The sequence below is a fragment of the Candidatus Poriferisocius sp. genome, assembly GCF_965204145.1.
In the GTDB taxonomy this organism is placed as follows: Bacteria; Actinomycetota; Acidimicrobiia; order Acidimicrobiales; family Bin134; genus Poriferisocius.
On record NZ_OZ241977.1, the window covers coordinates 233,481 to 246,220 of the forward strand.

The following is a 12,740-nucleotide window of genomic DNA, read 5'->3' on the forward strand; positions in this document are numbered from 1 at the left end:
CTCGCATTGTCTTGCTCCCGTCACTGCTGCCCGGTTGACTGAGGACTGTTTAGTGTTCTTTAGCTACTGGCGGAAAGCCGCGGTGCAAGCGGGCCAGGGCTGCCATCCCTGCATCCCATACAGGGCGTAAGCCATGCGGTGCTGGTCGGCGGGAGCGGCATCTCGAGGGTCTATCCCCACCAGTCGGGGGTAGTGGATACCGGCTACCCAATCCCAGGTGCTTTGGAGGAATTGAAAGGCGCCTAGATATGGCCCAACCGAGTTGATCTCTGTGTAGTCGCCTCGCGACTCGCAATGGATGAGATGGTCCCACTGCGCCTGGGTGGTGCCCTCCGGGATAGGCGGGGGTGTGGCCGGGTCCGGTGTAGGGGGGACTCCTGGCTCGGTCGCCGAAAATGGCGCACTGCAAACAGGCCAGGGTGCCCATCCCCGCTCTTCGTAGAGGGCATAGGCCATGCGGTCTTGGTCGGCGGGGGCGGCGTCGCGGGGGTTCACTCCCACCAGTCGGGGGTAGTGGCGGCGGGCGAGGGCATCCCAACTCGTTTGCCTGAACTGGTAGGCGCCGAAGTTGACGCCGTTGGGGTTAGAGAACCGGTAATCGCCGTTTGCATTGCACTGGCGGAGTTGCTCCCACTGCTCCTCGGTAGTGCCGGAGGGCAGTTCAGCGGCAGGGGCCGTCTCTTCGGCGGGCGGAGTCTGCGGTGGCTGGTCCGGATCGGGGCAGCCGTTGGGAACCAGCTGGGTGTCGATGTCGAACAGGCATCGGTAGTCGTTCAACAGCGACTCCTGGGCCGTGATCAGGGTCTGCTGTTCGGCAACGAGCGTTCGCAGGCTGGCAATCTGCGCATCCCGCTCGTCGGGGGCCTGCCCTCCGGCCGAGGAGCCGGCCATCCCAAAGACAAGCGCGATAGCCACGGCCAACGCCCCATAACGGAACCAGCCTCGACGTCCGGTCATGGTCCCTGTGCGGCTTGGCGGGGGTCGGTGTGGCCGAGGATGTTGACGTGGCGGAGCTCGCGGACTTGGTCGGGGGGGAAGGCCTCGCGCTGGTGCATGGTTTGGGTGTTGAGCCAGAAGACGGACTCGCCGACGCTCCAGTGGTGCTCGTAGATGTAGCGGTCTTGGGTGCAGTGGGCGAACAACTCGGCCAGCAGGGCTGCCCCCTCGTCGGGGCCGTGACCCTCCACGTCGGCGGCGAAGTCGGGGCCGGTATTGGGCCACACGCTGCGACGGCCACTGCGGGGGTTGGTCTGCACTAGGGAGATGCAGGTGCGGTCAGCCAGCAGCGACTCGCCGTCGGTGGCTTTGAAGTAGCCGCCGAAATCCAGGCCGTCGCGCAGCCGGTAGACCACGCCGATGTTGTCGATTCGGGCCTTGATGTCGTCGTCGAGGTCTTGGTAGGCGGCCACCAGGTTGAGCCACTTGGTGGCTCCACCCGATGAGGGCAGCGCCACCGCGTCCAGATACAGGAACTCGATGAGCGGCGGAGTGAAGCTGAGGTCGGAGTGGTAGGTCACCATGTCGGTGCCGCCGGTGCCGACCACGCCGTCGATGTCCACGTTGGACACCCGGTTGATGCCGGGAAAGCCGGGGAGCCGGGATTTGTCGGCCAGTGTGGGCCGCAGCGGGCCGAACGATTCGCAGAAGTCGGTCACTTGGGCGGGAGTAGGCGGCTCGGGATTGCGGAACAACAGGAGCAGGTGTTCGTCCACCGCGGCCAGCAGCTCAGTGGCGGTCTCCGAGTCCGGAGGGGCGGCGAAGTCGTAGCCGGATACTTCAGCGCCGAGGGGGGCGTCCAGGGGAGTGATCGTCAGGCTCATCGGGGGCTGTCCATCAGCTTGGCCCGCTCGACTTGGGGGTAACCGTCTACCCAGGTGGAGGGGTCGTCCCAGCGGCCCAGCGGGGGTGGGTGCTCATCGGGGTCGAGCTTGTCGTAGGGGCCGAGGCTGAAGAACAGGTACTCGCAGCCGTCGGGCCCCGACCGCTCCGGGCCGTAGGCGAACCCGCCCCGCACCCACCGCAGGTCGCCCTCCCGGTAGGGCTCCTCGCCCTCCACGATGAACTCTCCCTTGGTCACCAGATACACCGTGTCGGACAGGTGCCAGTGGGCCGCTGCGTTGCGACCTGCCCACGACTTCACGTGCATGACCCGGTTGCCCGATGCCGGGTCCACCAGCCAGCGCACGAACGGCCCCGGCGCCCGATCGGGCTCATCGGGATCGGCGTAGTCCTCCCATTCGATTTCGGCAATGCGGATCGGCCGCCGCTCGCCAATGGGGTTGTCCTTCACGGCTCCCACGCTAGTGGTCGCCTGCGGCAGGCTCAGAAGTGGGAGCGATCAGCTCGAGGATGCGGCTGGGTGGTAGGTGCTGCTCGGTGATTTCAACGTCCCAAGGGGCGAGGGCGTCTTCGATGGCGTTGCACACCGCTGCGGGGGAACCGATGGCTCCGCCCTCGCCGACGCCCCGCCAGGGGACGTCGCCCTGAGAGGGCCCCTCGAGGTGCTCGATGTCGATATGGGGGATTTCGGCAGCGGTGGGCAGGAGGTAGTCCATGAATGTGGACGTGGTGCACTGGCCGCTGTCGTCATAGACAATGCGCTCCAGCAGCACGCTGCCAATTCCCTGTGCCACCCCGCCCCGGATCTGGCCCTCCACCACTGCGGGGTTGATCATCTCCCCGCAGTCTTCCACCACCAGGTAACGGGGCACGGTCACCAGGCCGGTGCCGGGGTCGAGCTCCACCCAGCACACATGGGTCGACTGGGTCCAGCCGCCGGCCGGGGTCTCAAAGTCGAAGGATGCGTCGAACCCGTCGCCCAGTGCGTCGTCCAGGGTGAACGGGGCCATGTACGACAGCCGGGCCACCTCGGCCACCGTTTTGGACCGGTCGGGCGAGCCCCGCACGGCCACCATTCCGTCGACGATCTCCAGATCGTCGGGATTGGCCTCCAAAAGGGCAGCCACCACCGCCAGCAGCTTGTGGCGCACGATGCGGGCCGCGCCCTGGGCCGCTCCGGCGCCCAGCGTGGCCGCCCGGCTCCCGCCGGTACCCACCATGTTGAAGGGCACCTGGTCGGTATCGCCGCACACCACCCGCACGTTGTCGATGGGCACCCCCAGCTCGTCGGCCACCACCTGCGACAGGGTGGTCTCGTGGCTCTGGCCGTGGGGCTGCTGGCTGGTGAATGCGGTCACCGAGCCGTCGGGTTCTAGCTTCACCCGGGCCCGCTGCATCGATCGCTGCTCGTAGGTGAAGCCCAGCGCCTGGCCGTAGTTGGTGGGACCGGGACCGGGTTCCAAGTAGGTGCACAGGCCTATGCCCAGATACCGCCCCTCCGATCGGGCCTCAGCCTGGGCGGATCGAAAGCCGTGGTAGTCGGCCAGCTCAACCGCCCGATCCAGCGTCTGGTTGATGGTCATGAAATCCAGGGTGGGGCCGGTGAGCATGGTGCCGGGAAACTGGTCGTCGCCCATGTAGTTGCGACGGCGCACTTCCAGTGGATCGAGGCCGAGCTGGCGGGCGATGAGGTCCATGAGGCGCTCCCGCACCCAGCACTCGATCTCCCACGGCCCCCGATAGGCCACAAAGGAGGCCTTGTTGGTGGCCACCACCGAACCCCGGAACTGGTAGTGGCGCACCCGGAGGGTGCCGGGCAGCAGCACCTTGATGATGTTGGCGAACAGCGACAGCGGCAGGTTCAGAAACGGGTAGGCCCCGTGGTCCATCACCAGATCGGCTCGCAAGCCGATCACCACACCGTTCTCGTCGAGCGCGGCCTCCACGCTCACCTGCTCTTCACGGGCGTGACCGCCGGCCACCAGGTTCTCGGCCCGGTCCTCCATCCATCGCACCGGCTGGCCCAGCAGTCGGGCGGCAGCGCACACCACCACATCCTCCCGGGTGGGGTTGGACTTGAGGCCGAACGATCCGCCGATACTGTCGCAAATTATGCGAATCCGGGAGGCGGGCATCCCGAGGATCGCCGCCAAATGCACCCTAAGCGCATGGGGGTTCTGGTGGGAGACCTCGTAGCGCAGGCTGCCGGTGGACGGGTCGTATTCGGCCACTCCGCCCCGTGTCTCCAAGGGGACGCAGGTGTGGCGGTGCTGGGTGAGCGTCTCTGATATGACATGGGCCGCGGATGAGAATGCCTCGTCGGGATCGCCCCACACCTCCTCGCCAGACCACAGCACGTTGTCGGGGGCTTCATCCCACACAGCGGCGGCACCATCGCCAACCTCGGCGGCACTGGTCACCGGGGGAAGCGGCTCGATTTCCACCTCCACCGCATCGGCGCCATCCTCCGCTGCGGCCCGGCTGGTGGCAATTACCACCGCCACCGGGTCGCCGGCGAAGCGAACCTTGGTGTTGGCCAAAGGGAGATGGGCGGGCACGATCAGTGACCCGGTCATTCCCAATCCCATGGGGGAGCAGCACTCGGCAAGATCCTCGGCGGTCAAGACGGCCACCACGCCTTCGGTGTTCCTAGCGTGGTCGGCCTCGATCGCCATCAGCCGTCCGTGAGCCACCGGGCTGCGGACGAAAGCCGCCTCCAAGAGACCGGGCTGGTCGATGTCGTCCACAAATCGCCCTGCGCCGGCCAAGAGGCGCGGGTCTTCCCGACGGAGGACGCTGGCGCCGGTGAACCGCATGGCCGACGAGCGTACTTTTTCTCTGTCTGAATAAGGCAATGTTCACCTGACTGCCACTTAGGCGAAAGGTCGGGTAGCTCGTGCGTTTCACCAGGCCACCTAGCTTTTTGGTGGTGGTGAAAACCCCAACATCAAGACGCTGGTGCTAAATCCCTCCGGCACAGCGTCAAACTGAACCTTGGCGGGGTGCGTGTGAGACCCCTCCACATGCACTCTGCCGAGGTTCCCAGTTTCTCTATGCCAGTTCTGCCGACCATTCTGTTGTCATGAGGTACCAGGCGTGCTGACGCGAAAGCTGGTTGCCGAGGCCGTGGGCACAGCTCTGCTGCTGATCGGCGTGGTGGGGTCGGGCATCATGGCCGAGCGGCTGTCGCCCACCGATGTGGGGTTGCAGCTGTTCCAGAACGCGGCGGCCACCGCGGCGGTGCTGTTCGCCATCATCCTGATGTTCGGTCCAGTGTCGAGGGCCCACTTCAACCCTGCGGTAACGGTGGCCGACTGGGCGCTGGGTGACTTTCCCCGTCGCCACATTGCCCCCTACATCGCGGCCCAAGTGGCCGGTGCGGTGGTCGGGACGATGCTGGCCAACCTGATGTTCGACCTGAACGCAGTGGACTGGTCGACCAAGGACCGCTCGGCCGGCCACCTGTGGCTGGGCGAGGTGATCGCCACCGCCGGTCTGGTGGCTTTGATATTCGCTCTGGTGCGCACCGGAAGGGTCCGATATGTGGCCGGCGGGGTTGCGGCCTACATCGGCGGGGCCTACTACTTCACGTCGTCCACCAGCTTCGCCAACCCTGCGGTGACCGTCGGGCGCATGTTCTCTGACACCTTTGCGGGCATCGAGCCGTCATCGGCCCCCATGTTCATCGTGATGCAGATCGCCGGGCTGGTGGCGGCGGTGCTGCTGATTCGGTTTGTGTACCCACAGGACAAACCGACAGGGGATTCCGTCTCCTAACCTCAAGCCGTGGAGATAGTGCTTGACGGCCCGGTGCTAGCCGTGGACATCGGCGGCACCAAGGTGGCTGTCGGCGTGGTCGCCCCTGACGGGCAAGTGCTGTGCCAGCAACGGGGGCCATCCCAGGCTCCTGACGAGGAGGTTCTGTTCGCCCTGGTTGTGGAGTTGGCTCGGGCGGTGCTGGAGGAGCACGGCCAGCCGGTCTCGGTCTGCGGCGTGGGCAGCGGTGGACCGTCACGGGACAACCATCGGCTCCTGTCACCCCTCAACATCGCCGTGTGGCGGGATTTCCCGTTGCGAGAACGGCTGTCAGACGCGCTCCGCCTGCCGGTAGCGGTGGACAATGACGCCAAAGCCCTCGCTCTGGCTGAAGGCTGGGTAGGAGGAGCCGTAGGGGAGGACAACTACCTGGCCATGGTGGTGTCAACCGGGATCGGTGGCGGCATCGTGCTGAACGGCCGGCTGCTCGACGGGGCTGATGGCAACGCAGGCCATATCGGGCACATTTTTGTGGCCGAAGGCGGGCGAGCCGACGCTGCCGGAGCGGTGGGGCTGTTGGAGGGCCAGGCCTCGGGAACCGCCATAGCCGACCTGCTGGAGGGGATTGCCCCCGCCGACGCGCCGACAGAGATGCGGCGGCGGGTGGGGACGCTGGTAGGGCGGGGAGTCGGCTCGGTGGCCAACCTGCTGGATCTGCGCATAGCGGTGGTCGGTGGGTCAGTGGCGCTGGGCTATGGCGCCGACTTCTTCGACGCCGCTCAAGCCGAGATCGACCGGGTCTGCCGTCTGGTTCATTCCCAAGGCACCCGCATCATCCCCAGCCCCCTCGGCTCTGACGGCGGCCTCATCGGCGCCGCGGCGGTCGCTGCCCGAGCTTCAGCTGGGTAGACCTCAGTCGCTGAAGGTCTGAATACGGAGGTGGCGGGCCATGGCTGAGCCGGCCGGGCCGAGGAGCATCTGCGCCCGCAGATTGCGCTTGTGGAACAGTGTGACCAGAGCTTCGTCGTAGCGGTCGGTGTCGGCGTTGGCCAGCACGAACTGTTCGAGCTCGGCCTCGCCCGCCAACCATGACGCTGGACGATGGCCTAGTAGCTCGTGGAGGTCGTCCAAGTCGGCCTGCGAGACCGCGTCACCGATCTCGTCGATGCGGGATGCGTGGCGGGCCATTCGGAACATGGTGCGCAGCTTGTAGCGCAGGTGTTCGTCTTCTATCTGCACGGTGCGCAGGTTGCGCACCAGGTGGTTGAGCACCACCTCGGCCCGGGATTCCCGGGGATTGGGCATTTCCACGGTGGGCAACTCCACGTCGAGGATCTCGGCCAGGGCCTCGGTGGCGAACAGGTTGGTCTCGTAGCACCACTGGAGGTTGGTCATCAGGTCGGAGTCGGGCGCCGGCTCCCGCAGCGCCGCGCTGAACGGGAGCTGGTTGGAGAGGGTGAACATGAAGTGGTGGCGCTGGATGGCGTCCAAGTCCACTGGCTCGCCGGCCAGCTCTCCGTAACGGTCGTAGAGCTTGGCAAAGTTTCCGAACCCGAGCACCGTGTCGCGCTGGCGCCACGCGGCCAAGTCCATCATCGGGTCGCCGATGTGGCCGATTTCCACGTCCAACACGGCCAGCACTCGGCCGTCTTGATGGTGGAACTGCCCGGTATCCCACACGATGACCGACTCCCGGCCCCGGGAGAACGGGGGATTGCGGTGCAGCCAGCCCAAGGAGAACTCGAGAAACGGGTCGGGGAGCGTCTTCACGCTGCGGTACAACTGCTCGTAGCGCCGCAAACCCAGCAAGCCCGACTCCTCGGGTCGCTCTGCTCGCATGATGCCCCCCTCGACGAACGGCTGGATGTCGAGGGCGTGCATCCGGGCCAGGATGTGCAGGTAGTCGTCCACCACGGCGTCCCGCTCGGCATCGGTGCAGTTCTCAAAGTGGTTCTCGCCGGGAACCCGGTCCATGACGTAGGCCATCGGGTCGTCGATCCAGCCGTACACCTGGGCCACGGGGATTCCGTGGTCGCCGAGCAGGGATTGAAGCCGCATCTCGTGGTCGAGCGGGAAGACCAGGGGCATGTCGGTGCGGTCGCCCCGCACGCACAGTTCCAGCCGCTCGCCGTTGCGCTCCACATCGGCGAACCACACCGGCCGCCACCGGGCCTGACGCTCGATATAGGTGACCGTGCCCTCCAAGTTGTCCTCCAGCCAGGCCACCACCTTCGCGGAGGCAGCTTCAGTATCCATGGGGTCTTTGGTAACAGTCATTGCGGGCTATTCCTTGGCCAGTTTGAGCCGGTTGGAGATGTTGTTTCGCTGGATGGCAGAGGAGCCGCCGATGATGGGCATCACCAGCACGTCGCGAACGTAGCGCTCCATGTCGAAGTCCTCCACGTAGCCGTATGCGCCCATCACCTGCTGCATCGACAACACAATGTCTTTGGCGGTGTCGCACACGAACAGCTTGGCCATGGAGGTCTCCACCGACGCCGGCTTGTCCTCATCCAGCAGTCGGGTGGCGTGGTAGGTCATCAGGCGGGAGGCCAGTAGCCGGGTGCGACCCTCGGAAAGCATGTGGCGGATGGACTGGTGGCTGCTGATGGGCTTGCCGAACTGCACCCGCTCCTGGGCGTAGCCCCAGGCGTCCTCTACTGCTCCAGTGGCGATGCCCAGGGCCATGGCCGCCACCTCGATCTTCTCCACGTCCAGACCTGGACCGGCCAGCTTGGCCCACCCTTGGTTCCACCCCTCGTCGCCGCCCACGATGTTTTCAGCAGGCACCTCCACATCGGTGAAGGTGACGTCGGTGGTCATCGACCCCTTGAGGCCCATGGCGTGCTGGGGTTCGATGGTCACTCCCGGTGATGATGGCGGAATCAGCACGAACGACAGATTGTGGTAGCGCTCGCCGGAGGGATTGCTATTGACTAGGGCGTAGATGTAGTCGGTGTAGGTGGTGCCCGAGCAGAACCGCTTGGCCCCGTTGATTCGCACCACGTCGCCATCGCGCACCGCGGTGGTGGCAACGCTGGCCAGGTCGGAGCCCACGTCGGGCTCGGTCAGCCCGTAGGAGAACAGCATCTCCCCCCGGGCCACCTTGGGCAGCCACGCTCGGCGCTGGTCCCCGCTGGCCGTCTCCACCAGGTTCATGCCCGCGTAGCAGGCGCCGTAGATGTAGCCGCTGCCCAGGGCGGTGCTGCGGCGGCACAGTTCCTCAATCACGATCATGGTGGCGGTGATGTCCCGGCCCGACCCGCCGTAGTGCTCGGGGATGGTGATTCCGAACAGTCCCAAATCGGCCAGCTTGTAGAGCACACTTCGGTCGATCTCGTTGGTCCGGTCCCACTCCCGGGCCAACTCCCGGGGTACCTCCGCCTCGACGAAGCGACGGACGGTCTCCCTCAGCAGTCCGTGGTGCTCGGCTTCTTGGGGGTAGTCCACTAGAGCTCCCGAATTAGCGGCCGATGAACTTGGGGGGCTCTTTGGCCAGGAAGGCGTCGAGGGCGATCTTGAAATCCTCGGTCATCATGGTTATGCCCTCAGTGGACGCCGCCCGGTCCACCACTGCATTGGCCACTTGGCGCAGCCCGGCGTTGATGGACGCCTTGGTGTACTTGATGGCAATGCGGGCCCCGTCGCGCATCCGCTCGGCCATGGCCTGCACGGTGTCGTCGAGCTCTTCGCCCGGCACGCACTCGGTGATGAGGCCGATGTCGGCCGCCTCCGGGGCTTTGATGAAGTCGCCGGTCAGCAGGTAGCGCCGGGCCCGGGCGTAGCCAACAAGCTGGGGCCACAGCAGGGCGCCCCCATCGCCGGCCACCAGGCCCACCGACACGTGGGGGTCGCCGAACACCGACCGCTCCGAGGCATATACGAAATCGCAGTACAGGGCCAGCGAGCACCCCAGGCCCACCGCAGGGCCGTCCACCTTGGCCAAGATGGGCTTTTCCAGAGTGAGCGCCGACTCGGTGATGCGCCGGTCGGCCCGGATCACCCGTTCCACCTCAGAGACGTTTCCGGCCAGTTGGCGCAGCCAGGGAATATCGCCACCGGCGCAGAACGAACCGCCCGCTCCGGTGAGGATGGCCACGTCGGTGTCGGGGTCTTGGTCTAGATCAGTGAACACCCGGGTCAGGTCGTCGTGAAGAACCGGATTGATGGCATTGCGGGCCTCGGGCCGGTTGAGCACCACTGTGGTGATGCGGTCGACGGTGGACACTTCCAGGGCGCCATAGTCATCGGGATTCATTAGCTCCTCCTGTGGCTGTCAGGATGGGTTCTGGAATTTTGCGCTTCAAGGTGAATCTGCCTGGCAATAGTGCCAGACTTCGTTAGCAGCCAACGTTTTCAGGGAGGAGATGCGCAATGGCGACCTGCCAGCCGGCAATTTTCAACGAAATGGGCAAATACCAATGGTATGTCCACCTCAGTCGCGGTGACGGCGCCGATTTGGGGGCGATCAAGTCGGCTATTTCCGATTGCCGCAGCAACTGCGACGCCCAGGGAATCAATCTCGTCATCGGGCTCGGCCCCACCCTTTTGGCCGACCTGACCGACGACGTTCCCGGCGACTTCCAGCCGTACCACACGGTGGAGTCCATCGACGGCAGCGGCCGCGAGGCCAAGGGCACCCAAGAGGAGCTGTTGCTGTGGATGACCCACGACGAGAAGGACTTGGTGTGGAAGGCCCAGTGGGATGCCCGCACGGCCCTGATCGCCGGCGGGATGAGCGTGGCCCGGGAAACCCCCACCTTCATCTACGGTGAGAGCCTGGACATGACCGGTTTCATCGACGGCACCGGTAACCCCGAGGATGAGGATCAGCCAGCCGTGGCCATCATCCCCGACGGCGAGGCCGGTGCGGGCGGCAGCTTCATCATCGCCCAGCGCTGGGTCCACGACCTGGTGGCCTGGGAGAAGCTGGACGTGCCCACTCAGGAGGTGAACTTCGGTCGGACCAAGGCCGACTCCACCCGCCTGGACGAGCAGGCCCCGCATTCGCACCTCTCCCACGTGGAGCTGCGCGACGGCGAGACCGCCGATGACTCCAAGCCCAAGCGGGACGAGATCGCCCGCCGGTCCACGCCGTATGCCTTCCACGATGGCACTGTGGGGCTGTACTTCATGGCCTTCTGCAAGACCCAGGCCCCGTTCCGGGAGCGCATGGATGCGATGTACGGCCGCAACGGCCAGGTGCGCGACATGCTCACCGACTTCTCGAACCCGGCTTCGGGCAGCTACTACTTCGCTCCCTCCGTGGAGTGCCTCGACGCCAGCCTGGCGTAGAGGGGGTCAACCACAGTGATTGTGGTTGACGCCATGAACGTGATCGGGTGTCGTCCCGACGGCTGGTGGGCCGACCGGGACGGCGCGCTGATCCGCTTGGTCGAAGACATTGCCGATGCCGGCGTGCCGGCCCTGGTGGTGGTCGACGGCCGACCAGTGCCTAGCCTCCCCTCTGGGCATTACGGCCTTGTCGAGCTGGCCTACGCCTCCCGCCGCGGCCCCAACGCCGCCGACGACCGCATCGCCCAAGAAGTAGCCGCCATGGGTGATCCATCGGCGGCCACCGTCGTCACCTCCGACCGCGACCTCGCCCGTCGAGTCCGCCACCACGGCGCCGTAGTAGTAGGCGCCCGAGCCTTTCGGGATCGGTTGGACCGCCGGTTGGGGTGAACCGAATTGGAAGCTGCCCTAGCCCGACGGCTCAGTTCTGATCCCGGCTCTGCTCCAACCCGCGTGGGAGGCTTGCCGCTTCTGACCAGTGGTCAAAGCGTGCAGGCCCATTTCATGCAACCCGTAGTTCTTGGACGGCTCCGAGGGACTCGGGCCTCATGGAGTTGGCGTTGGATGGTCATTTGTCTAGTTCTCGGCTCATCCGGATTGCGTTGTAGATGTGCTCCCATCGCTCGCGTGATTGCGGGCGCACGCCGCGGAACTCAATGCCTGCGAGCATTCGCACGTCTTTTATGGGGAGTCCCTTTTCGTTGGCGAACTCGCGCAGGCTCTCCGGGATGTCGGTTGGCTGCTCTGTGAGTAGCCGTCGACCGAGCAAGGTGCTCATAGTGACGCCGAGTGCCTCGGCAATGGCGTAGAGGGTTTCAGCCGATGGTCGTTTGTCAGACTCGTTTTCAAGGCTCCAGAGATAGCCCTTGCTCACTTTGGCGGAGGTTGCGAGTTGGTTGAGGCTAAGGCCAGCTTCGTGTCGGTACCTGCAAATCCGGTCTCCGATGGATTCTTCGGTCTCGTTGGTCATGGGCCTTGGGGGCGGTGTTGTGTGGTCATGGGTCTCCTTTTGCTATGGGTTGCGGCGGTAGAGGGCAAGAACGCGCATGTGCCCGTTGTAGGGCACTACGCGGGCCGATACTTCGACATTCGGCACGTACTCCCTAGACAACTCGCCTAGGGTCGTTCGCTCATGAACGATTTCACCTTGCAGGGCGCGTTCAAGGGGTGAATCCACGCTGACCGACTTGTACTCGGGGATATACGGCCAGTCGGGGGTACCACGGGCGGTTCGGACGCGCAGTTTGGGTTCGGCGTGGAGGTTGTGGCGCTCAGATGGCTTTTTGCGGACTTCAAGGACGACGAACAGAGTCGGGTAGGGAGCCAGGTCGACGATGCGGTGTCCGCTTGCTTCGAGGCTCGCTTGGTAGGTCTCTGCAACGTCCTTCAGAGTCCCCATGCCAAAGTCGGCCTCAAGCAGGTCGGCTCGCAGGTACTTCTCGGGTAGCAGAAGAGAGCTGGCGCCCTGGTCGCACATGGCCTCAAGGTGATCGTCACGTCTGGGCATGACGGACGGGTTGCATCGGTATTGGGGTTGTTTCTCGAAGCCGCGAAAGAAAATGTGCGTGCACTCGTGAAAGATGGTGAACCGTTGCCGCGGCTCACCATCTGAGGCTCTAACGTGGATGCTGACGTCGCGGCCGTCACAGATGAGGCACCCCGCAGCTTCGAGTTCCATCTCTCTGATTCGCGACACATCAAGGTATGACGCCACCGTCTTGGTGTCGATCGGAGGCGTGAGCCCCAGCTCCGCGATGACGCCGTCCGCAGTGGCTGCAACGTCGGCGGGGCCGGGGTTGCGGAGACGCTGGAAGTCGAAGAGGGACAGCTGCTTCATGTTCCCTGTCAAG

Annotated in this window: 13 protein-coding genes; 4 read left to right on the top strand and 9 right to left on the bottom strand. The window is 65.3% G+C overall.

Annotated features, from left to right (window positions below; genetic code table 11):
• Window positions 1-63 precede the first annotated feature (63 nt).
• From ACOGI7_RS01000 to ACOGI7_RS01015, 4 genes are read right to left on the bottom strand one after another with little or no spacing between them, the layout of a single operon-like run.
• Window positions 64-957, bottom strand: a complete 894-nt coding sequence (locus ACOGI7_RS01000; protein ID WP_419850070.1) for a transglycosylase family protein — start codon at window positions 955-957, stop codon at window positions 64-66.
• Window positions 954-1,820 carry a TauD/TfdA dioxygenase family protein gene (locus ACOGI7_RS01005; protein WP_419850071.1) on the bottom strand — a complete coding sequence of 289 codons (867 nt, stop codon included), beginning with the start codon at window positions 1,818-1,820 and terminating at the stop codon, window positions 954-956. Before ACOGI7_RS01005 ends, ACOGI7_RS01000 begins: the two co-directional genes overlap by 4 nt.
• Window positions 1,817-2,290, bottom strand: coding sequence for a cupin domain-containing protein (locus ACOGI7_RS01010; RefSeq protein WP_419850072.1), 474 nt, complete (start codon window positions 2,288-2,290; stop codon window positions 1,817-1,819). The genes ACOGI7_RS01005 and ACOGI7_RS01010 overlap by 4 nt, the downstream gene beginning before the upstream one ends.
• 10 nt (window positions 2,291-2,300) lie before the next feature.
• The gene (locus ACOGI7_RS01015; protein ID WP_419850073.1) at window positions 2,301-4,655 is read right to left on the bottom strand and encodes a xanthine dehydrogenase family protein molybdopterin-binding subunit; all 2,355 of its coding nucleotides are present in this window, start codon (window positions 4,653-4,655) and stop codon (window positions 2,301-2,303) included.
• Between the two features lie 280 nt (window positions 4,656-4,935).
• On the opposite strand from ACOGI7_RS01015, the gene ACOGI7_RS01020 reads away from it, so the two are divergent.
• Together ACOGI7_RS01020 and ACOGI7_RS01025 are read left to right on the top strand one after the other, a co-directional pair.
• Window positions 4,936-5,616 (top strand): MIP/aquaporin family protein, encoded by a 681-nt coding sequence (locus ACOGI7_RS01020; protein WP_419850074.1) that lies wholly within the window; start codon window positions 4,936-4,938, stop codon window positions 5,614-5,616.
• A 9-nt stretch (window positions 5,617-5,625) separates the two neighbouring features.
• Entirely contained in the window at window positions 5,626-6,504 is an 879-nt protein-coding gene (locus ACOGI7_RS01025; RefSeq protein ID WP_419850075.1) for an ROK family protein, read from the top strand.
• Between the two features lie 3 nt (window positions 6,505-6,507).
• Here the strand turns inward: ACOGI7_RS01025 and ACOGI7_RS01030 are convergent, their stop codons facing one another.
• The 3 genes from ACOGI7_RS01030 to ACOGI7_RS01040 are packed head-to-tail and all read right to left on the bottom strand — an operon-like array spanning window position 6,508 to window position 9,853.
• A complete protein-coding gene (locus tag ACOGI7_RS01030) occupies window positions 6,508-7,851 on the bottom strand; it encodes a phosphotransferase family protein (protein ID WP_419850076.1) in 1,344 nt (447 codons plus the stop codon).
• A 27-nt stretch (window positions 7,852-7,878) separates the two neighbouring features.
• Window positions 7,879-9,045 carry an acyl-CoA dehydrogenase family protein gene (locus ACOGI7_RS01035; RefSeq protein ID WP_419850077.1) on the bottom strand — a complete coding sequence of 389 codons (1,167 nt, stop codon included), beginning with the start codon at window positions 9,043-9,045 and terminating at the stop codon, window positions 7,879-7,881.
• 13 nt (window positions 9,046-9,058) lie between these two features.
• A complete protein-coding gene (locus tag ACOGI7_RS01040; protein WP_419850078.1) occupies window positions 9,059-9,853 on the bottom strand; it encodes an enoyl-CoA hydratase/isomerase family protein in 795 nt (264 codons plus the stop codon).
• Between the two features lie 116 nt (window positions 9,854-9,969).
• Between ACOGI7_RS01040 and ACOGI7_RS01045 the strand changes: the two genes are divergently transcribed.
• A complete protein-coding gene (locus tag ACOGI7_RS01045; protein WP_419850079.1) occupies window positions 9,970-10,890 on the top strand; it encodes a Dyp-type peroxidase in 921 nt (306 codons plus the stop codon).
• A gap of 15 nt (window positions 10,891-10,905) precedes the next feature.
• Window positions 10,906-11,280: an NYN domain-containing protein gene (locus ACOGI7_RS01050; RefSeq protein ID WP_419850080.1), complete on the top strand. Its 375-nt coding sequence runs from the start codon at window positions 10,906-10,908 to the stop codon at window positions 11,278-11,280.
• Between the two features lie 178 nt (window positions 11,281-11,458).
• Here the strand turns inward: ACOGI7_RS01050 and ACOGI7_RS01055 are convergent, their stop codons facing one another.
• Window positions 11,459-11,860, bottom strand: a complete 402-nt coding sequence (locus ACOGI7_RS01055) for a helix-turn-helix domain-containing protein (RefSeq protein WP_419850081.1) — start codon at window positions 11,858-11,860, stop codon at window positions 11,459-11,461.
• 42 nt (window positions 11,861-11,902) lie between these two features.
• On the bottom strand, window positions 11,903-12,727 hold the full coding sequence (locus ACOGI7_RS01060; RefSeq protein WP_419850082.1) for an ImmA/IrrE family metallo-endopeptidase: 825 nt from the start codon (window positions 12,725-12,727) through the stop codon (window positions 11,903-11,905).
• Window positions 12,728-12,740: the final 13 nt, after the last annotated feature.